Source organism: Streptomyces sp. NPDC031132, assembly GCF_055570595.1.
On record NZ_JBVIGX010000002.1, the window covers coordinates 465,607 to 486,139 of the forward strand.

14 protein-coding genes and 3 tRNA genes are annotated in these 20,533 nt (G+C 72.8%); 9 read left to right on the plus strand and 8 right to left on the minus strand.

Features of this window, described 5'->3' with window-relative positions; translation table 11 throughout:
• Nucleotides 1–153: 153 nt before the first annotated feature.
• Nucleotides 154–1,497, plus strand: a complete 1,344-nt coding sequence (locus ACZ49B_RS05175) for a carboxyl transferase domain-containing protein (protein ID WP_468300561.1) — start codon at nt 154–156, stop codon at nt 1,495–1,497.
• A 45-nt stretch (nt 1,498–1,542) separates the two neighbouring features.
• On the plus strand, nt 1,543–2,187 hold the full coding sequence (locus ACZ49B_RS05180) for a hypothetical protein (protein WP_468300562.1): 645 nt from the start codon (nt 1,543–1,545) through the stop codon (nt 2,185–2,187).
• Between the two features lie 92 nt (nt 2,188–2,279).
• Here ACZ49B_RS05180 and ACZ49B_RS05185 read toward each other — a convergent pair whose 3' ends face one another.
• Nucleotides 2,280–3,554, minus strand: coding sequence for an MFS transporter (locus ACZ49B_RS05185; RefSeq protein WP_468300564.1), 1,275 nt, complete (start codon nt 3,552–3,554; stop codon nt 2,280–2,282).
• A 248-nt stretch (nt 3,555–3,802) separates the two neighbouring features.
• Here ACZ49B_RS05185 and ACZ49B_RS05190 point away from each other — a divergent pair, with 248 nt between their 5' ends.
• A complete protein-coding gene (locus ACZ49B_RS05190) occupies nt 3,803–4,969 on the plus strand; it encodes a carboxylate-amine ligase (RefSeq protein ID WP_468300566.1) in 1,167 nt (388 codons plus the stop codon).
• A gap of 84 nt (nt 4,970–5,053) precedes the next feature.
• On the opposite strand, the gene ACZ49B_RS05195 is transcribed toward ACZ49B_RS05190, so the two are convergent.
• From ACZ49B_RS05195 to ACZ49B_RS05210, 4 genes are all read right to left on the minus strand, one after another.
• Nucleotides 5,054–8,281 carry a tetratricopeptide repeat protein gene (locus ACZ49B_RS05195; protein ID WP_468300568.1) on the minus strand — a complete coding sequence of 1,076 codons (3,228 nt, stop codon included), beginning with the start codon at nt 8,279–8,281 and terminating at the stop codon, nt 5,054–5,056.
• Between the two features lie 112 nt (nt 8,282–8,393).
• Nucleotides 8,394–8,467: transfer RNA gene (locus tag ACZ49B_RS05200), tRNA-Ile, on the minus strand.
• Nucleotides 8,468–8,652: 185 nt separating this feature from the next.
• Nucleotides 8,653–8,725: transfer RNA gene (locus ACZ49B_RS05205), tRNA-Asn, on the minus strand.
• 5 nt (nt 8,726–8,730) lie between these two features.
• A tRNA-Asn gene (locus ACZ49B_RS05210) sits at nt 8,731–8,803 on the minus strand.
• A 145-nt stretch (nt 8,804–8,948) separates the two neighbouring features.
• Here ACZ49B_RS05210 and ACZ49B_RS05215 point away from each other — a divergent pair.
• The 4 genes from ACZ49B_RS05215 to ACZ49B_RS05230 all read left to right on the plus strand — a co-directional run bounded on the left by ACZ49B_RS05215 (nt 8,949) and on the right by ACZ49B_RS05230 (nt 14,597).
• Nucleotides 8,949–9,251 (plus strand): YtxH domain-containing protein, encoded by a 303-nt coding sequence (locus tag ACZ49B_RS05215; RefSeq protein WP_468300570.1) that lies wholly within the window; start codon nt 8,949–8,951, stop codon nt 9,249–9,251.
• Nucleotides 9,252–9,324: 73 nt separating this feature from the next.
• Nucleotides 9,325–10,779, plus strand: a complete 1,455-nt coding sequence (locus tag ACZ49B_RS05220) for an FGGY family carbohydrate kinase (RefSeq protein ID WP_468300572.1) — start codon at nt 9,325–9,327, stop codon at nt 10,777–10,779.
• Between the two features lie 165 nt (nt 10,780–10,944).
• Nucleotides 10,945–12,678, plus strand: coding sequence for an ABC transporter ATP-binding protein (locus ACZ49B_RS05225; RefSeq protein WP_468300574.1), 1,734 nt, complete (start codon nt 10,945–10,947; stop codon nt 12,676–12,678).
• Entirely contained in the window at nt 12,675–14,597 is a 1,923-nt protein-coding gene (locus ACZ49B_RS05230; RefSeq protein ID WP_468300576.1) for an ABC transporter ATP-binding protein, read from the plus strand. Before ACZ49B_RS05225 ends, ACZ49B_RS05230 begins: the two co-directional genes overlap by 4 nt.
• A 61-nt stretch (nt 14,598–14,658) precedes the next feature.
• On the opposite strand, the gene ACZ49B_RS05235 is transcribed toward ACZ49B_RS05230, so the two are convergent.
• Nucleotides 14,659–15,804 (minus strand): RNA polymerase sigma factor, encoded by a 1,146-nt coding sequence (locus ACZ49B_RS05235; protein ID WP_468300578.1) that lies wholly within the window; start codon nt 15,802–15,804, stop codon nt 14,659–14,661.
• A gap of 114 nt (nt 15,805–15,918) precedes the next feature.
• On the opposite strand from ACZ49B_RS05235, the gene ACZ49B_RS05240 reads away from it, so the two are divergent.
• Together ACZ49B_RS05240 and ACZ49B_RS05245 are read left to right on the plus strand one after the other, a co-directional pair.
• Nucleotides 15,919–16,500 (plus strand): hypothetical protein, encoded by a 582-nt coding sequence (locus tag ACZ49B_RS05240; protein WP_468300580.1) that lies wholly within the window; start codon nt 15,919–15,921, stop codon nt 16,498–16,500.
• Nucleotides 16,497–17,462: a nucleotidyl transferase AbiEii/AbiGii toxin family protein gene (locus ACZ49B_RS05245; RefSeq protein WP_468300582.1), complete on the plus strand. Its 966-nt coding sequence runs from the start codon at nt 16,497–16,499 to the stop codon at nt 17,460–17,462. Before ACZ49B_RS05240 ends, ACZ49B_RS05245 begins: the two co-directional genes overlap by 4 nt.
• A 3-nt stretch (nt 17,463–17,465) precedes the next feature.
• On the opposite strand, the gene ACZ49B_RS05250 is transcribed toward ACZ49B_RS05245, so the two are convergent.
• Together ACZ49B_RS05250 and ACZ49B_RS05255 are read right to left on the minus strand one after the other, a co-directional pair.
• A complete protein-coding gene (locus ACZ49B_RS05250; protein WP_468300583.1) occupies nt 17,466–19,544 on the minus strand; it encodes a molybdopterin oxidoreductase family protein in 2,079 nt (692 codons plus the stop codon).
• Between the two features lie 155 nt (nt 19,545–19,699).
• Nucleotides 19,700–20,470, minus strand: a complete 771-nt coding sequence (locus ACZ49B_RS05255) for an SDR family oxidoreductase (protein ID WP_468300585.1) — start codon at nt 20,468–20,470, stop codon at nt 19,700–19,702.
• Nucleotides 20,471–20,533: the final 63 nt, after the last annotated feature.

The following is a 20,533-nucleotide window of genomic DNA, read 5'->3' on the forward strand; positions in this document are numbered from 1 at the left end:
CGTGAGGGCGGGGCCGGCGGGGTCTGGTGCGTGTGATCGCAAGGCGGAGGAGGGAGGCGACGCTCGCGTCGCCGACCGACGACAACGCGGCGAGCGCGCGTGCCGGGCCCCGCCGGCCAGACGGGACTTTGACGACACCCCTAGGGTGATTCCGTGACGACGACCCGCCTCTCGGCCCGCGCAGCCATCGCCTCCGTGACCGACCCCGGCAGCTTCGCCGAACTACCGGCCCCCCACCGGGAGTCGGCCCCCGACGGCCCCCTCACCTGGGCCGGCTACGACGACTCCCGCGCCCGCGCCGCCGCGCGGACCGGCGAAGAGGAGTCCGTCGTCACCGGAACCGCCCTCATCGGCGGTCGCCAAGCCGCCCTGATCTCCTTCGAGTTCGGCTTCCTCGGCGGCTCCCTCGGCGAACGCACCGGAGACCGGCTCGAAGCCGCGTACACATACGCTCGCGAACACCGCCTCCCCCTCGTGTCCCTGATCGCCACCGGCGGCTCCCGCATGCAGGAGGGCATGCTCGCGCTGACCCAACTCCAGCGCGTGGCCCGCCAGTCCGTCCTCACCCGCGCCGCAGGGCTCCCGCAGATCGCCGTCCTGCGCGATCCCACCACCGGCGGCGGCTGGGCCACGCTCGGCGCCGGGGCGGACGTCGTGCTCGCGCTCCCGGGTGCGCAGGTCGGCTTCGCGGGCTCCCGGGTCCGGCCGGCGGACGCGGACCCGGTGGCGTACACCGCCGAGGGCCAGTACGCCGCCGGGCACGTCGACGCCGTCGTCCCGGCCGCCGAGCTGCCCGCCACCCTGGCCGGCTGGCTCCGCGTCCTGGCCGCGCCCCGCTCCGCCGAGCCGGTCGGGCCGCCGGCGGCGCTGTCGGACGTACCGCCCCCGGCCTCGGGCTGGGACGCCGTACGGCAGGCCCGCCACCCGGACCGGCCCCGCGCCGAGGCGTACCTGGACGCGTACTTCGCGCTCCGCCTCCCCCTCTCCGGGGACCGGGCGGGCGGCACGGACCCCGGGATGCTGTGCGGATTCGGGCTGCGGGAGGGGCGGGCCGTCGCGTACGCCGCCCAGTGCGGCACCGCGACCCGTCCGGCGGGCTACCGTACGGCGGCCCGCGTGATCCGCCTCGCGGACCGCCTCGGCATCCCCGTACTCACCCTGGTGGACACCCCCGGCGCGGCCAACGACGCCGCAGCGGAACACGCGGGCGCCGGAGCGGCCATCGCCGACACCTTCGCGGCGGTCGCGGCGGCCGGGGTCCCGGTGACCACCCTCCTGATCGGCGAGGGGGGTTCGGGCGGCGCCCTCGCGCTGGCCGCGCCGGGGAACACCTGGGTCACCCCGGACAGCTACTTCTCGGTGATCGCCCCCGAACTCGCGGCGGCCATCCTCAAGCGCCCCCCGTCCGAGGCCCCGTCCACGGCGGACCAACTCCGCATCCGCCCCCAGGACCTGGTCGCCCTGGGTGTGGCGCGGGGCGTGGTCGGCCCCGCCTGACCCGACTCCCGCGCGTTGTCAGAGGCTTCGGCCAGGATGTCCGTCATGACAGACGGAATAACCTGGCTGGCGGCGCCCCAGTCGATCGCCTTCGGCGGGTACAGCGTGGTGATGGCCCGCGGGCTCACCCCGGAGGAGCTCGTCGGGCGCCTCACGGAGACCCTGTACGGGCCCGAGCACACCGCCGTCCCGGTGGGCGACCTCACCGGAGCCGACCTCCTCGCCCTCCTGGTCGACTACGAGGACGTCGGCCTGCGCTACGGCCGCTGCGGCGACTGGTCGTACACGGTCGCGTACGGGGGCTGGATGGGCGGGTTCGGCGGCGGGCTGCCGCTCTCCCGCGGGGGCGTGGACATCTGCCACCTGGAGTTCGAGGAGGAGAACGGCAAGCCGGTCCCGCCGCAGTTCGCGCACCTCCGCGACGAGGTCGTGCTCAGCGCCTTCAACCTGCACCTGGACGGCTCCTGGGGCTACGACGGGGTCGACGGCGACCCCGAGACGGCCTCCCGTTTGCAGGCCGAACTGACCGCCGCGGGCCTCCCGGCGGACGAGGGCACGGGCGACGACGCGGACGACCGGGAGGTCCACCGCACCGCCCTCGGCGTGCTGGAGCGCCACTTCGGCCTCTCGCTGCCCCGGGAGGAAATCGTGAGCGGCACGCTCCCGGCCGTACTCCTGGAACCGGCGTAGGCCCCGGACGGACAGGCTCCACATAGCGGCGGCCGTCCCGCGCGGGGTCGCGCACTGCCCGGCGGCACGCGGCACGCCTCACGCCTCACACCTCAAGCCTGCGGCGACCTCGCGTCGTACCGGGCGAACCCGCGCCAGCGCAGGGCCAGCAGGAGCAGCACCAGTACGCACCCGAGCCCGCCGCCCGTGATCGCCACGGCCGGGGAGGTCAGGTCGGCGGTGGTCCCGGCGAGGAAGTCCCCGAGCCGGGGCCCGCCCGCGACGACCACGATGAACACGCCCTGCAGGCGGCCGCGCATCTCGTCCGGGGTCGCGGCCTGCATCATCGTGGAGCGGAACACCATGGAGATGGTGTCGGACCAGCCCGCCAGGGCCAGGAAGAACAGCCCGAGCCACAGGTCCCGGGTGAGCCCGAAGACGGCGATGGCCAGCCCCCAGGCGGCCACGGAGAGCAGGATCGCCAGCCCGTGCCGGCGGATCCGGCCCTGCCAGCCGGAGAACAGCCCGCCCAGCAGCGCCCCGACGGCGGGCGCGGCCACCAGCAGGCCGACGGTCTTGGCGTCGCCGCCGTACCAGAGCACGGCGATCGCCGGGAACAGCGCCTTCGGCTGGGCCAGCACCATGGCGGCCATGTCGGAGAAGAAGGTCATCCGGATGTTCGGCCGCGTCCCGAGGAAGCGCAGCCCGTCCAGTACCGAGGCCCGCCCCCGCTTGCCGCCCTCCCGCTCCGGCAGCATCGCCGGCAGCCGCCACACCGCGTAGAGGGCGGCGCAGAAGGTGACGGCGTCGATCAGGTACGCGGCCTGGTAGCCCCACCAGCCGACGATGAGCCCGCCCAGCACCGGGCCGATCATCGTCCCGGAGGTCATCGTCACCGAGTTCAGCGCGTTGGCGGCGGGCAGCTGCTCGGCCGGCAGCAGCCGCGGGATCATCGCGGACCGGGCGGGTCCGTTGAGGGCGCCGCAGACCGCCTGGAGCGCGACCACCGTGTACAGCAGCCAGACCCGGTGGTGGTCGAGCAGCGCGGCGCCGGCCAGCGCGATCGACAGGGCCGCCAGGCCGAGGGAGCTGTACAGGCCGAGCTTGCGCCGGTCGACGGTGTCGGCGATGGCCCCGCCGTAGAGCCCGAACACGACGAGCGGGACGAGCGAGAAGAGTCCGACGAGCCCGACCGAGAAGCTGGACCGGGTGATGTCGTAGACCTGGAGCGAGATCGCGAGGGCGGTCATCGCCTGGCCCATCCAGGAGATGGTGCTGCCGACCCACAGCCGCCGGTAGTCCGGAGACGTGCGCAGCGGGGTCAGGTCGGCGAATATCCGCGTCGCGCGTCGGGTGGGGGTGGGCGTGGGGGTGCTCGTACCGGTCACAGCGGATGATAACCGGCGGCCGTTCGGCGACCCCGGGCATGAACGGGCCGGGAGCCCGTACGCATCCGGCCCGCGCCCCGGCCGCTCACGCACGCGCACCAGTCGCCCCACCCGGATCCGCGGTCTCAGACCGGGCCGGTCCTTGCCGGTAACTCGCCACCGTCACAGGACATTTGACTGAATCGGCGTGCGCTCCTCGCCTCGGGTTCGGCTCATGATGAAAAGACTCGTATGTCCAGGGAGGCGTAGTGATCGAACCTGGCAACAGCACCACGAGCACCGGCAGCGCGGACAACGGCGTCCGCGCGACCCCTCTCATGGCCCCGCTCACCGTCGGTGTCGAGGAGGAGTTCCTCCTCGTCGACACCCGCACCTTCCGGGTGGTCCCGGCCGCCCCGCTCGTCCTGGCCACCGCCGCGGGCCTGCCCCACGAAGTGCACCCCGAGGGCACCCGCTACCAGGTGGAGATCTCCACCCCGGTCGCCGACTCGGCGCCCATGCTGCGCGAGGAGCTCGCCGTCCTGCGGCGCACCCTCGCCCGGGCGGCCCGCGCCCACGGCTGCCGGCTGCTGGCCGCGCCCTCGCCGGTCGTGGCCGTGGAAGGGCCGCTGCACCTGACCGACGACGAGCCGCGCCAGCGCGAGCAGCACCGCCGCTTCGGCGCGCTCACCGACACCCTCGTCAGCTGCGGCCGCCACATCCACGTCGGCACCCTCGACGTGGACACGGCCGTGGCGGTCTCGAACCGCGTCAGACCATGGCTGCCCACGCTGATCGCGCTGGCCGCCAACTCGCCGTTCTGGGGCGGCCGTGACACCGGCCACGCCAGCTGGCGGGCGATGGCCTGGTCGGGCTGGCCCTCGGCGGGCCTGCCCCCGCACTTCACGTCCACGGCCCATTTCCGGCGCTCGGTGCAGACCCTGCTCGGCTCCGGGGCGGCCCTGGACACGAAGATGGTCTATTGGGACCTCCGCCCGTCCGGGCACTGGCCGACGCTCGAGATCCGGGCGCCCGACATGTCCCCGGACATCGACACGGCGATCCTCCAGGCCGAGCTCGTCCGCGCCCTGGTGGCGACCATCCTGCGGGACATCGCGGAGCAGCGCCCCGAACCGGCGCTGCGGGACGACGTACTGCGCCTCGCACGCTGGCGGGCGGCCCACGACGGGCTGGAGGGCTTCGGCCTCGACCCGTACACGGGGGCCGAACTCCCGGCGGCGGACCTGGCGGAGGCGCTGCTGGACCTGGTCGCCCCGGAACTGGCGGCGTCGGGCGAGCTCGACCACGCGGCCAAGACCCTGGGAGGCCTCTTGCGCGACGGCTCGGGCGCCCACCGCCAACGCGCGGCCTTCGCCCGCCGCCAGGACCTGAACGACGTACTGCGCCACTTGGCGGACGAAACGGAGAACTTCTAGCCGCGGACCTCCAGCCGCACCGAAGACGCACCGAAGACGCACCGAAGCCGCAGGCGGGCCCATCCCCTGCCTGCGGCCGGGGGCTCACATCGGGGCGGGCGGCTCCTTCATCCAGGCGGGCACCTCGTAGCCGGTGAGCGACCGGAACCGCTCGGCCACTGCGGCGGGATCGCCGGCGTGTGCGCGACGCAGGTGGTCGACGAGCACGGGCATCACCTCGCGGCTCTCCTCGGGCAGCCGCAGCGCGTCGCGGTAGGCGTGGGCCAAAGGGACGACCGCGTCGCCGAACCTGCTCAGCCCGACCAGCACGCGCCCGTACGCCGCCAGGTTCTCGACGTACGCGGGCAGCCGGGCGGGGTCCGCATCGGCCAGTCGCTGGTGGAAGGCCGCCGAGTACGAGGCGTGGAGCTCCGCCTCGGCCCACCGCTCCAGCTGCGTCAGCAGGTTCACGAAGTTCTGCAACGACACCGCCAGGAGCGGCAGGAGCCGCTCCTCGTCGGCCGCCGCCGCTTCCCGGTACAGGGAGACCGCCTCCCGTGCGACCGGCACGGCCTCCTCCGGCCGCCCCGCGTCCCGCAGCCACACGCCGTGGTTGTTGGTGGCCGCGGCCAGTTGCAGCACGCGGAGGCTCCGGTCGGCCGCGGCCAGCTCCTGCCACAGGGCCACCGTCCGCCCGGAGACGGCCACCGCTTCGCCCACCCTCCCGAGACCGGCCAACAGGACGGAGTGGTTCGTGGACGCCTGGGCCAGCGGAGGCAGGAAGGCTCCCCGGTTGGCCTCGGCCAGCTCCCGGTACAGCTCCACCCCCTCGCCCGAGAGCGGTAGGGCGTCCTCGCCGCGGTCCAGCTCCCTCAGAAGCACCGCGTGGTTGTTGACGGAGGCGGCCAGCCTCTGCAGGTGGGCCTCCCGGTGGCCCGCCACCAGTTCCCGGTGCAGCTCGACCGACTCCGCCGAGACGGGGACGGCCTCCTCACGCCTTCCCGCCTTGGCCAGGATGCTCGCGTGATTGGACAGCGACCCGGCCAGCTGCTCCAGATGGCCCGCCCGGTTGGCCGCCGTCATCCCGCGCTCCAGGCCGAGGGCCTCCTCGGAGATCGGCAGCCCCTCCTCCCAGCGGTCGAGCCGGCCCAGGAGCGCGGCGTGGTTGTGCAGGCTGGCGACCAGGTCGGGCAGGTGGGCACCCCGGTCCCGCGCCGCCAGCCGGCGCCGAACGGAGACCGCGCGTTCGGAGACGGCCTCGGCCTCCTCGCGCCTGCCGACCTCCGACAGCCACAGCGCACGGTTGTGCAAGGAGTGGCCCAGGCTCTCCGCATGGGCGTCCCCGTCGACCGCGGCCAGCTCCTCGTGCAGGGCGAGCGTCTTCTCGGAGAGCGCCAGCGCGGCCCTCGTCTCCCCGAGTTCGGCCAGCCGGTTCGCGTGGTTGCCCATCGCCCTGGCCAGATCGGGCGTGTAGGCCCCGGCCTCGGAGAGCCCCAGCCACAGTTCGACCGCCTGCTGGGACACCCATGCCGCTTCTCCCCACCGTCCCACCTCGGCCAGGAGGTTGGCACGGTTGCCCAGCGATGTCGCCAGACCCGGCAGATGGGCGTGGGGGTCTTCATCGGCGAGGTCCTGCCAGATCTCCAGTGCCCGGCGATTGGCGTCCAGGGCCTCCCTGCGCAGGCCCGCGTCCTGCAGGCGGGCCGACAGTACGCCGAGGATCCGGGCACGCTGCTCGGGCGAGGTGGCACGGGCCAGGTTGTGCTCGACGAGCTCGGAGGCCAGGGCCGCGAGGCCCACGTCCAGGTCGACGTTCCGCCGCGCCGGCACCAGGGCTTCGATGCCTTTCAACAGCTCCACGTCCATGCCCTCCAGGCGGACCAGTGCGGCCAGCGTGGCGCCGGTGCCCTGCAGCGCCAGCTCGGGGTGGGCCGTGAGCAGCGGGTACAGCTGCCGCCGGGCGAGGTGCGGCCACCGGCCGGCCGCCTCCACAAGCGTGGTCAGCGCGTACCCGGCCCACACGGGCGCCGCCGGTCCGGTCGCGTCACCGGGGCACGGAGCCAGCAGGCGGGCGGGGGCGCCGTCCGCCCACAGGTCTACGGGGAAGTCGTGGTCGTGGCCGGGGGTGAGCAGCGCGAGGAAGTCCTCGCCCAGCCGATCCGGGTACAGCGGCTCCAGTACGGTCTGCACCCGCCCGCCCGGTCGGCCCTCGGCATCTGCGGCGGGCGGGTAACAGAGCGCATGGTCCTTCAGGAGCTGTCCGGAGGCCTCCCGGGATTCCACGTCGGCCCGGTCCAGGGCGCTCTTGGCGTCGGCGTAGCCGAGCGGGCCGGTGACCGTGGCGAGGTACACCAGCTGACCCATCGCGTCCGGGGCCGTGGCCAGGGGCTTCTCCCTGGTGGGGGCGTGCATCGCCTCCCAGTGGTCGCGCTCGCGGCCCAGCAGCAGCGCCGACACCGCCTTGGGGTCCACCGGCGGGCCCTTCTCACCGCCGTGGGACAGCACCGCGGCCAGGGCGGCCATGTGCACCGTCAGGACCAGCCGGTACGCCGCGTGGTCCGCCAGCGCGGCGGGCGGGTCGAGGTCCTTGGCCTCCGACGCCCCCAGCAGGTCGGCGAACCGGTCGCGTGCCGCGGCGAAGAGGCCAGCACGGGTGATCGACGAACCGTCCTCCAACGGCGCGAGTTTCCAGCGACTGGGCACCACGCCCACGTCGCGTTGGATCCGACCTTCCAGACTCTGCCACCACGTTCCGGCGGGGCGCGCGAGCAGGAGCACCCGCACCGGAGATCGGCTGGCGGCCGCACCGGCCTGCACGTCCTTCAGCAACGTCAGCAGGTCGGTCGTGTCCCAGCGTTCGGCATAGTCCACCGTCACCAGGACTCCTGCGGCGCCCTGCAGATCAGGGCTGACGAGGACGTCGGGCGCGGAACGGTCACGCCGGTGGTGGGCGGCCAGCACCACCCACCCCTCCTGCTGCCACAGTTCCGTGACGTGGGCGGCCAGCCGGGTCTTGCCCTGCCCGCCCGGCCCGTGCACCAGACGGACGCCCATCGGACCCGACGCGGTCGCGTCGCGCCACGCCCGCAGGTCGCGCAGCTCGCTCTCGCGGCCCGTGAACGCGATCAGTCCACTCGCCGCACGCAGCAGCACACTGGGCTGTTCGCCGGCCTCCTGCGGGGGCGGTTGCGGACCCCGTGCGGGCGGGTGGACGAGCCGGTACGGCTCCTCACCGCCGTACACCACCATGTCCCCGGCGGCCTGGTGGATCCGCGCGAACCCCGACGCCACCGCGTGCTGACGGAACGCCTCACCCTCGGATGCGGTGCTCATCGGCCGAAAATATCCGCACCGGCCCGCCCAGGTCAGCCGTTCCCTCGGATTAGCCAACCCCCGCAAACGTCAAAGCCGCAGGTGCAATCGTTTCTGCACCTGCGGCTCGCAGTGGGGCGGGTGGGACTCGAACCCACGGCCGACGGATTATGAGTCCGCTGCTCTAACCGGCTGAGCTACCGCCCCTTCACGGCGTGGCGCGTACATGTGTGCGCGCCGTCTGCCGCAGCATAGCCGCTCATACGATCTCCTGCCTCGGATGCCTCGCATGATCGGCTTCGCCTGCTGAGGGAGACCGTTCTGAGGGCTGCCCGGTTCCAGAACCAGGGCAAAAAAGAAAGAGGACCCGCGTGAGGTCCTCTTCTTTCACGCTCCCCCGACTGGACTCGAACCAGTAACCTGCCGGTTAACAGCCGGCTGCTCTGCCAATTGAGCTACAGGGGACTGCGCTCCCCCGACTGGACTCGAACCAGTAACCTGCCGGTTAACAGCCGGCTGCTCTGCCAATTGAGCTACAGGGGATTGCTGCGGTGCGCCGAACAGCCCACCTCCGGCCTTGCCGGGGGGCGAGCGCCCGTTGCGAGTCATAGATTAGCGCAAGCAGGGGGGTGCTCCGCCAATCGGTATCGCCAGCAGGCCGGGCACCACACGACGAAGGGTGACAGGCATGCGGTACAAGGTCACGTTCGTGGTCGGACTGGCCCTCGGGTACGTGCTCGGAACGCGAGCGGGACGCGAGCGCTACGAGCAGATGAAGAAGTCGGCGCGCGAGATCGCGCAGAACCCGGCGGTGCGCAATGCCGCCGAGTCCGCCGGTCACATGGGCCGCGAGTACGCCGGGAAGGCCTTCGCCGCCGTCGGCGACAAGGTCGGCAACGCGGTCCCGGCCTCCCTGGCCGGGCGGGTACGGGGACTGCGCGACCGGGCCGGCGGCGGCTCCGAGGACGAATGGGGCACCAGCAACACCTGAACCGTGGGAACCGGCCGGGATCCGGCGCCTCCGGGCGGCGGATCCCGGTCCGGCGTGCGGCAGAATTCTCCGCATGGGGATAGTCGCCGGGCTGGACAGTTCTTCCGCCTTCACTCGCATCGTCGTCTGTGACACCGACACGGGTGCCGTGCTGCGCCAGGGGTACGCGCCCCATCCGCAGCCCGCGGGCGATCCCGAGAGCGTCCACCCCCACGAGACCGACCCCCAGGCCTGGCTGCTCTCCCTCGGCGAGGCCGCCGGCGGCGGGCTCCTCGAAGGGGTCCAGGCCATAGGCGTCTCCGCGCAGCAGCACGGGCTGCTGCCCCTGGACCAGCAGGGCGCCCTCGTACGTCCGGCCCTGGTCGGCAACGACAAGCGCGGCCAGGTCGCCGCCGCCGACCTCGTCGAGGCGCTCGGCGGCCGGCACGCCTGGGCCGAGGCCGTCGGGTCCGTGCCGCAGTCCGCGCAGCCGGTGGCGAAGCTCGCCTGGCTGGCCCGCGCAGAACCGGAGGCGGCCCGGAGGGTCGCCGTGCTGATGTCCGCGCACGACTGGCTGGTCTGGCAGCTGCTCGGCCGCCCCGCCCGGCGGACCACCGACCGGGGCGGCGCCTCGGGCACCGGGTACTGGTCGGCGGCCACCGGTTCGTACCGCCCCGACCTGGTCGAGCTGGCCCTCGGGCACATGGCGCTGCTGCCCGAGGTGCTCGGACCGGCCGACGCCGCCGGCATGACTCCGGAGGGGCTGCTGATCTCCGCGGGCACCGGGGAGACCATGGCCGCAGCCCTCGGGCTGGGCCTCGGACCCGGCGACGCGGTGGTCTCGCTGGGCGCCTCCGGCTCGGTGATGGCCGTGCACCACGAGGCGCTGTCGGAGCCGGGCGGGCTGATCACCTCGCTGGCCGACGCCAGCGGCATGCACCTGCCGGTGGTGAACACCTCCAACGCCGTACGGGCCCTGCGCGGCACCGCCGAGCTGCTGGGTACCGATCTCGAAGGGCTGTCGGCGCTCGCGCTGAAGTCGACGCCGGGCGCGCACGGCCTCGTGCTCCTGCCGTACCTGGAGGGTGAGCGCACGCCCAACCTGCCGCACACCGCCGGGACCCTGTCCGGGCTGCGGCGGGACTCGATGAAGCCGGAACACCTGGCCCGGGCCGCGTTCGAGGGCATGCTGTGCGGGCTCGTCGACGCGCTCGACGTGCTGCGTCTGCGCGGGGTCGAGATCCGCCGGGTGTTCCTGCTGGGCGCGGCGGCCGAGCTGCCCGCCGTACAGGCCGCGGCTCCCGGGCTGTTCGGCACGCAGATCGTCGTGCCGGCGCCGGCCGACTACGCGGCGCTCGGCGCGGCCCGTCAGGCGGCCTGGGCGCTCGGGGTGCAGCAGGGCACGCTGGCCCCGCACACCCCGCCGGTGTGGCCGGGCCCGGCGGCGCAGGTCTTCGAGCCGGGCGAGGAGTACCCGGCCTGGCAGGCGGTGCGCCAGCAGTACATCGCGACTCGGGAGCAGATGCACCCCGGGGCGTTCCAGGGGTAGGGCCGCGCCCCGCTCCTCCCCTCGGGCGCGGGACCTACTGCCGTCGCAGTAGGGCCCGTGGCCGGTCTACTCCTTTTGACCGGCCTTTGCGAAAAGCGGTGGGGATCGGCGCCGGGGTGGCCGAAGATGGGGTGAACCCCACGAACTGCCGACCGGAGCCTGCGCGTGCTCATACGACTTCTGCGGACCCATCTGAGTCCGTACCGGAAACCGATCGCCCTCCTGGTCCTGCTGCAACTGCTGCAGACCAGTGCGAGCCTCTACCTCCCCACGCTGAACGCGGACATCATCGACAACGGTGTCGTCAGCGGTGACACCGGCTACATCCTGCGCTTCGGCGCCCTGATGCTCGGCGTCTCCCTCGTCCAGCTCGGGTGCAACATCGGCGCCGTCTACTTCGGCGCCCGTACCGCGGCCGCCGTCGGCCGCGACATCCGCGCGTCCGTCTTCGACCGGGTACAGAGCTTCTCCGCGCGGGAGCTCGGCCAGTTCGGCGCGCCCTCGCTGATCACCCGTACGACGAACGACGTGCAGCAGATCCAGATGCTGGTGCTGATGACCTTCACGCTGATGGTCTCCGCGCCGATCATGTGCATCGGCGGCATCGCCATGGCGCTCTCGCTCGACGTGAAGCTGTCGGGCGTCCTGCTGGCCGTGGTCCCCGTCCTCGGGCTGTCGGTCGGCGCGATCGTCTTCAAGACGCGGCCGCTGTTCCGGAAGATGCAGGTCCGCCTGGACACGGTGAACCGGGTGCTGCGCGAGCAGATCACCGGCAACCGCGTCATCCGCGCGTTCGTCCGCGACGAGTACGAGAAGGACCGGTTCCGGGAGGCCAACGCGGACCTGACCGGGGTCTCCCTCGCGGCCGGCAAGCTGCTCGCGCTCATGTTCCCGACCGTGATCGTCGTCGTGAACATCTCCAGCGTCGCCGTCATCTGGTTCGGCGCGATGCGCATCGACAGCGGCGGCATGGAGATCGGCCAGCTGACGGCCTTCCTCGCCTACCTGATGCAGATCGTCATGTCCGTGATGATGGCCACCTTCATGTTCATGATGGTGCCGCGCGCCGAGGTCTGCGCCGAGCGCGTCCAGGAGGTCCTGGACACCGAGTCCAGCGTGGTCCCGCCCACCGACCCGATCCGCAAGCTCCTGCGGCGCGGCATGCTGGAGCTGCGCGGCGCCGACTTCCGCTACCCGGGCGCCGAAGCCCCGGTGCTGCGCGGGGTGGACCTGGTGGCCCGCCCCGGTGAGACCACGGCCGTGATCGGCTCCACCGGCAGCGGCAAGTCCACGCTGCTGGGCCTGGTGCCCCGGCTGTTCGACGCGACCGGCGGCCACGTGCTGGTCGACGGGGAGGACGTACGCCGCATCGAGCCGGAACTGCTGGCCAAGACGGTGGGCATGGTCCCCCAGAAGCCGTACCTCTTCTCCGGAACCGTCGCCTCCAACCTGCGGTACGGGCGTCCCGACGCCACCGACGAGGAGTTGTGGCGCGCGCTCGAGGTGGCGCAGGCCAAGGACTTCGTGTCCGAGCTCGAGGGCGGTCTGGACGCGCCCGTCACCCAGGGCGGAACGAACGTCTCCGGAGGCCAGCGCCAGCGCCTGGCCATCGCCCGCACGCTGGTGCAGAGCCCTGAGATCTACCTCTTCGACGACTCCTTCTCGGCCCTGGACTACGCGACGGACGCGGCGCTGCGCGCGGCGCTCGCCCGCGAGACCGAGGACGCGACGGTGGTCATCGTCGCCCAGCGGGTCTCCACGATCCGCGACGCCGACCGGATCATCGTGCTGGACGAGGGCCAGGTCGTGGGCGAGGGACGCCACCACGAGCTGATGGCCGACAACGAGACCTACCGGGAGATCGTGCTCTCCCAGCTGACGGAGGCGGAGGCCGCATGAGCGGGCCCGGAGGACGGATGATGATGGGGCCGGCCGAGCGGTCCCTGGATTTCAAGGGCTCGGGCAAACGGCTGCTGCGCCAGATCGCGCACGACCGGGCCAAGCTGTGGGGCATGGTCGTCGCCGTCGTCGGCAGCGTCGGCTGCTCGGTCATCGGCCCGAAGATCCTCGGCGAGGCCACCGACCTGGTGTTCGCGGGGATCGTCGGCCGGCAGATGCCGGCCGGGATCACCAAGCAGCAGGCGCTGGACGGGCTGCGCGCCAAGGGTGAGGGCGGGATGGCGGACATGCTGTCCGGCACCGACTTCACCCCCGGCGAGGGCATCGACTTCGGTGCCGTCGGGGTCGTGGCGATCTGGGCGCTGGTGGTCTTCACCCTCGCCGGCCTGCTGATGCTGGTCGCGACGCGGCTGTCGAACCACATCATGAACGGCACCGTGTACCGGATGCGCGAGGAGCTGCAGGGGAAGCTGTCGCGGCTGCCGCTGTCGTACTTCGACCGGCAGAAGCGCGGTGAGGTGCTCAGCCGGGCCACCAACGACATCGACAACATCGGGCAGACGCTGCAGCAGACGATGGGTCAGCTGCTCAACTCGCTGCTGACGATCGTCGGCGTGCTGGCGATGATGCTCTGGATCTCTCCGCTGCTGGCGCTGGTCGCCCTGCTGACCATTCCGGTCTCGATCTTCGTCGCGGCGAAGATCGGCAAGAAGTCGCAGCCGCAGTTCGTGGCGCAGTGGAAGTCGACGGGCGCGCTCAACGCGCACGTCGAGGAGATGTACTCGGGCCACGCGCTGGTCAAGGTCTTCGGCCGGCAGAAGGAGTCCGCGGCCGTCTTCGCCGAGCAGAACGAGGCGCTGTACCGGGCCTCGTTCAAGGCGCAGCTGGTCAGCGGGATCATGCAGCCGGTGATGTTCTTCATCTCGAACATCAACTACGTGCTGGTGGCGGTCGTCGGCGGTCTGCGGGTGGCCTCGGGCAGCCTGTCGATCGGTGACGTGCAGGCCTTCATCCAGTACTCGCGCCAGTTCTCGATGCCGCTGACGCAGGTCGCGTCGATGGCGAACCTGGTGCAGTCCGGTGTCGCCTCGGCGGAGCGGGTGTACGAGCTGCTGGACGCGGAGGAGCAGGAGCCGGACGCCGAGGTGCCGGAGCGGCCGGAGCAGCTGCGCGGCCAGGTCACCCTCGACAAGGTGGCCTTCCGGTACGAGCCGGACAAGCGGCTGATCGAGAACCTGTCGCTGACCGTCGAGCCCGGCCACACGGTCGCGATCGTCGGCCCGACCGGCGCCGGCAAGACCACGCTGGTCAACCTGCTGATGCGGTTCTACGAGGTCACGGGCGGCGAGATCGCCCTCGACGGGGTGGACATCGCGAAGATGACCCGCGAGGAACTGCGCAACGGGATCGGCATGGTGCTCCAGGACACGTGGCTGTTCGGCGGCACCATCGCGGAGAACATCGCCTACGGTGCGGCGCGCGAGGTCACGCGCGCCGAGATCGAGGAGGCGGCGCGGGCGGCCCACGCCGACCGGTTCATCCGCACCCTGCCGGACGGCTACGACACCGTGCTGGACGACGAGGGCGCGGGCGTCAGCGCGGGCGAGAAGCAGCTGATCACCATCGCCCGGGCGTTCCTGTCGGACCCGGTGATCCTGGTGCTCGACGAGGCCACGAGCTCGGTGGACACCCGTACCGAGGTGCTGATCCAGAAGGCGATGGCCCGCCTCGCGCACGGCCGTACGTCCTTCGTGATCGCGCACCGGCTGTCCACGATCCGCGATGCGGACGTGATCTTGGTGATGGAGAACGGCTCGATCGTGGAGCAGGGCACGCACGAGGAGCTGCTGGCGGCGGACGGCGCGTACGCGCGGCTGTACGCGGCGCAGTTCGCGCAGGCGGTGGCCGAGGTCGACTAGCGTCGGCGTGTCGGCTTGGTGTGGGGGTGCCCTCTCGGCAGAGGGCACCCCTTCTCCGTACTCAGTCCAGGTAGCCGCGGAGCTGGTCGGCGAAGGCGTGGTCGCGCAGCTTGTTGAGCGTCTTGGACTCGATCTGCCGGATCCGCTCGCGCGTCACGCCGAAGATCCGCCCGATCTCCTCCAGGGTGCGCGGGCGGCCGTCGGCCAGTCCGTAGCGCAGCTGGACGACCTTGCGTTCGCGCTCGCCGAGGGTCGACAGCACGGCTTCGAGGTGCTCGCGGAGCAGGAAGAACGCGGCGGACTCCATGGGCGAGGCCGCGTCCCCGTCCTCGATCAGATCGCCGAGGGCGACGTCGTCCTCCTCGCCGACCGGCGCGTGGAGCGAGACCGGCTCCTGGGCGAGGCGCAGCACCTCCAGGACCCGCTCGGGGGTCAGCTCGAGGTGGACGGCGACCTCTTCGGCGGTGGGCTCGTAACCGCGCTCCTGGAGCATGCGGCGCTGTACGCGCACGACGCGGTTGATCAGCTCCACGACGTGCACGGGCACGCGGATGGTGCGGGCCTGGTCGGCGAGGGCCCGCGACATGGCCTGCCGGATCCACCACGTGGCGTAGGTGGAGAACTTGTACCCGCGGGCGTAGTCGAACTTCTCAACGGCCCGGATGAGCCCGAGGTTCCCCTCCTGCACGAGGTCGAGCATGGTGAGCCCGCGGCCCACGTAGCGCTTCGCGACGGAGACGACGAGCCGCAGGTTCGACTCGATGAGGCGCCTCTTGGCCATCCGCCCCATGACGACGAGCTTGTCGAGGTCGAGGGCGAGCCTCAGGTCGAGGTCGGGGGTGTTCCCGAGCTTCTCCTCCGCGAAGAGTCCGGCTTCGACGCGGCGCGCGAGCTCGACCTCCTCGGCGGCGGAGAGCAGCGGGATCCTGCCTATCTCGCGCAGGTACTGCCGGAACAGGTCGGCGGAAGGGCCCGCTCCGCCGCTGTCCGCGCGTCGGCGCGGCTCGGGCACCTGCTCGATCAGCTCCAGCACCTCGGGCTCTTCGGGCTCCTCGTCCACGGCGTCGACCTCGGGCTCTTCACCCGCAGCGGCCTCGGTGTCATGGGCGGGCGGGCTCACGTTGACGGTCAGGATCTGGGTCTGCACGGGGGCGACCTCCAGGGCTCCGAGGACGGGGGCACCGCACCTCAGTGTGGGGTACGACACATCACTGCCACGAGGGGCGTGCGAGCACTTTCTGAGTCCGGTGCGTGACCGGATGGTTACCCCCCGCCGGGAATCCCGATGCGGATCGGACGCATGTCCGAGAAGATCGATGCCATGTCTGAGTACGAAACCCACGTCACGGTGCGCTGCCCGGACCCGGGGGAGCTGGCGCGGCTCGAAGCGTGGGCCGGGGGGCGGGGGTTGAAGGTGACGCACATCCTGCTGGCCCGGGGCCGGATGGTGTCGCAGCCGATGCTGACCCTGCGGGACCGCGACGGCCACGAGCGTCTGGTGCCGCGGCTGCGGGCGGCGGGCTTCGACCCGGTCCGGGTCAAGGTGGAGACGGTCCCGTGGACCACGGACTCCCCCGGCCCGGGCGGCGGTTACTTCGAGCACCACCTGAAGCTGCTCCTGCCGGCGGACTTCGACCGCGGGGCGCTGGAGTTGCTGGTCGTCCCGCACGGGGCCCACCTGTCCTGGAACGCCCGCCGGGTCGTGGCCGGTGGTGCGCACGAACGGTTCGTCACCCAGCGGTGGCGCGGCACGGCGGCGGAGGCGGGGACGGCCTGCGACGCGCTGATCGCTGCGCTCGGCTCGGCCGGGTACGAAATCCGCTCGGAGGAGCGGGAGTTCGTGCTGTACGACAGTGACCTGTCGGTGGACGACGGGTGGATCGACGAAGGGGCGACGGCATGACCGGGACGAGCGCGCAGGACGCGGCCAGGGACGACTGGAGGCGGCGCCAGGTCAGCCTGCCGCGCACCTCCACGGCCGGACTGGACGCCGCGGGCCCCGGCGCCCGGGTCTTCGACCCGGCGCTCAAGCACTTCGCGGAGGGCTACCGGATCACGGACGCGACCGTGGATGACGCGGTGCGCCCCGCCTGGCGGGCGGCTCGCCGCACCGCGCTGGACGTGGTGGCGCGGGGCGTCGCCCGGTCCGGCTGGGCGGACTCGCTGGTGCTGCGCGGCAGCATGCTCATGTCGGGGTGGTTCGCAGCTGCGGCGCGGGAGCCGCACGACCTGGACTTCGTGGTGGTCCCCCAGGACTGGGCGATCGACGAGCCGCGTACGGGCACGTTGCTGGCCGCCGTCGCGGAGGCGGCCGAGCGTGCCGCAGCCGAGCACGGCGAGCTGGTCATGGCGGCCCGGGCAGCGGTCTCCGAGGACATCTGGACGTACGAGCGCGTCCCCGGGCGCCGTCTGGTCCTGCCCTGGTCGGCGCCCGGGCTGCCCGGGGGCCAGGTCCAGCTGGACTTCGTCTTCAACGAGCGGCTCCCGGCGGCGCCGGAGCCGGCCGATGTCGCGGGCGTGCGCCTGCGGGCGGCCACGCCGGAGCTGTCGCTGGCCTGGAAGCTGGTCTGGCTGGCGACCGACATGTACCCGCAGGGCAAGGACCTCTACGACGCGGTCCTGCTCGCCGAGCGCTGCACTGCTCCGTACGAGCTGGTCCACACGGTCTTCCTGGAGTCCGGGGAGTACTTCCCGCCGCAGGCGCCCTCGGACACCCCGCTGACCCTGGAGGCCTTCTCCGAGGTCAAGTGGGCCGACTGGGACGCCTTCCGGGCCGAGTACCCGGGGATCTCCGGCTCCGCCGAGTCCTACGCCGAGCGGCTGCTGGCCGCGCTGGCCCCGACCTTCGACCGCCCGGTCGGCTGAGGCTCAGGCCGGCTCCACACGGACCGCGCAGACCTTGAACTCCGGCATGCGGGAGATCGGGTCCAGGGCCGGGTTGGTCAGGGAGTTGGCTCGACCCTCGCCCGGCCAGTGGAACGGCATGAAGACCGTGTCCGCGCGGATCGTGTCCGTGATGCGGGCCGGGGCCACGGCGCGGCCGCGGCGGGAGACGACCGCGAGCGGGGCCCCCTCGACCGCGCCGATGCGGGACGCGAGGCGCGGGTGGAGTTCCACGAAGGCCCCGGGGGCGGCCGCGTTGAGCTCGTCCACGCGGCGGGTCTGGGCGCCCGACTGGTACTGGGCGACCACGCGGCCGGTGGTGAGCAGGACGGGGTACTCGGCGTCCGGGACCTCGGCCGCGTCGCGGTGGGAGACGGGGACGAAGCGGGCCCGGCCGTCGTCGGTGGCGAAGCGGTCGAGGAAGAGGCGCGGGGTGCCGGCGTGGGCGTCGTCCGGGCAGGGCCAGAAGACGCCCTGTTCGGCCTCGATGCGGGCGTAGGAGATGCCCGAGTAGTCCGCCGGGCCGCCGGCCGAGGCGCGGCGGAGCTCCTCGAAGACCTCCTCGGGGGCGGTGGGGAACCCCTTCTCGATGCCGAGGCGGGCGGCCAGCCCGTGCAGGACCTCCAGGTCGGTGCGCACCCCCGGCGGCGGGGTCAGGGCGCGCCGGCGCAGCAGGACGCGGCCCTCCAGGTTGGTGGTGGTGCCGGTCTCCTCCGCCCACTGGGTGACGGGGAGGACCACGTCGGCGAGGGCCGCCGTCTCGGAGAGGACCACGTCCGCCACCGCCAGGAAGTCCAGGGAGCGGATGCGGTCCTCGATGTGGGCGGCGCGGGGGGCCGAGACCACCGGGTTGGAGCCCATGAGGAGGAGGGCCTTCACCTCCGTGCCGAGGGCGTCGAGGAGTTCGTACGCACTGCGGCCCGGGGCGGGCAGGCTGTCGGGGTCGACGCCCCAGACCTCGGCCACGTGCGCCCGCGCCGCGGGGTCGGCGAGCTTGCGGTAGCCGGGGAGCTGGTCGGCCTTCTGGCCGTGCTCGCGGCCGCCCTGGCCGTTGCCCTGGCCGGTGAGGCAGCCGTACCCGGAGAGCGGCCGGCCGGCGCGGCCGGTGGCCAGGCACAGGTTGATCCACGCGCCGACGGTGTCGGTGCCCTTGGACTGCTGCTCCGGCCCACGGGCGGTCAGCACCATGGCGGAGGACGGCGCGCAGAACAGGGAGACCGCCTCGCGGAGTTTCGGGACGGGCACGCCGGTGATCCGCTCCACCAGCTCCGGCCAGTGCGCCATGGCCGCGGCCCGGGCCTCCTCCCAGCCGGTGGTCCGCCCGGCGATGAACTCCTCGTCGGTGCGCCCTTCGGCGACGATCAGGTGCAGCAGGCCCAGCGCGAGGGCGAGGTCCGTGCCGGGGCGGGGGGCGAGGTGCAGGTCGGCCTGCTCGGCGGTCCGGGTCCGGCGCGGGTCGATGACGATCAGCGTGCCGCCGTTCGCCTTGAGCTCGGTGAGGTAGCGCAGGGCGGGCGGCATGGTTTCGGCCAGGTTCGAGCCGACGAGGATGACGCAACCGGTCCGCGGGATGTCCTCCAGGGGGAAGGGCAGTCCGCGGTCCAGTCCGAAGGCCCGCTGGTGGGCGGCTGCGGCCGAAGACATGCAGAAGCGGCCGTTGTAGTCGATCTGCGAGGTCCGCAGGGCGACCCGGGCGAACTTGCCGAGCGCGTACGCCTTCTCGTTGGTCAGCCCGCCGCCGCCGAACACCCCGACGGCGTCGCGCCCGTGCGTACGGCCCGTGCGGGCGAGGCCCTCGGCGACGGTGTCGAGGGCCTCCTCCCAGGTGGCCGGCTCGAGCCGTCCGGCGTGGGTGCGGACGAGCGGCCCGGTCAGGCGTACCCGGGAGGAGAGCACGGCGGGGGCGGTGCGCCCCTTGCCGCACAGCGCACCCCGGTTCACGGGGAAATCCGCCCGCTCCTCCACCACGACGCTCGCGCCGCCCGGCTCAGGGCGGAGGTTCATCCCGCACTGCAGCGCGCAGTACGGGCAGTGCGTGGCGGTGGCGGTGTCCGGGGTGTGCATACGGTCCAGCCTGCGGCGGTGGTGTTACGCGGGCCGCCGCCTCCGGTTACACCTCCCGTACGAGCACCTCAGCGAGCCCACGGACGCCCGGTGAGGCCCGGCGGGGCCCGGCGGGGCCCGGCGGGAGCAGCTGCCGGCGCCGGTCAGGGCCGGTGCTACTGGCCGGTGAGGGTGCGGACGGTCGGTCCGGCGGTCCAGCCGCCGTCCACCGCGAGTTCGGCGCCCGTCATGTACGCGGCAGCGTCGGAGAGGAGGAAGGCGACCACCGCGGCTGTCTCCTCCGGGGCGCCGACGCGGCCCATCGGGGCGCCGGGGAAGTTTCCCTCGCCCGGCCGGATGCCGACCGGGGCGGTCATCGGGGTCAGCGTCATGCCCGGGTGCACCGAGTTGACCCGGATCCTCGCCTCGGCGAGCTCGACCGCGCCGATCTTCGACAGGCCGCGCACGCCCCACTTGGACGCCCCGTACCCGGCGGTGAGCGCCAGCCCGGTGAGCCCGGCCGCGGACGAGATGTTGACGACGGAGCCGCCGCCGTTCGCCCGCAGCAGCGGTATCGCGGTCTTGATGCCGATGAAGGTGCCGACCAGGTTGATCTCGACGACCTGGCGGAAGTGCTCGACGCTCTCGTGCTCCAGGAGCTGCCCGGTGGGTATGCCGGCGTTGTTCACGAGTCCGTCGATCCGGCCGAACTCGGCCACCGCGTGGTCGAGGGCGGCCTGCCAGTCTGCCTCGCTCGTGACGTCGTGCCGCAGGAACCGCGCCGCGCCGCCGAGCTCCTCGGCCGTCTCCGCGCCCTGTGCCTCCAGCACGTCGGTGATCAGCACGCTGCCGCCGCCGTCCACCACGGCCTGCGCCGCCGCCGCGCCCAGTCCCCGGGCTCCCCCGGTGATGACGACGGCCTTGCCGCTCAGATCCACAACAGCCACGGTTCCACACCCCTGACAGCGAGACGGACACACGGGTATATGACTAATCGGCATGGACAGCCG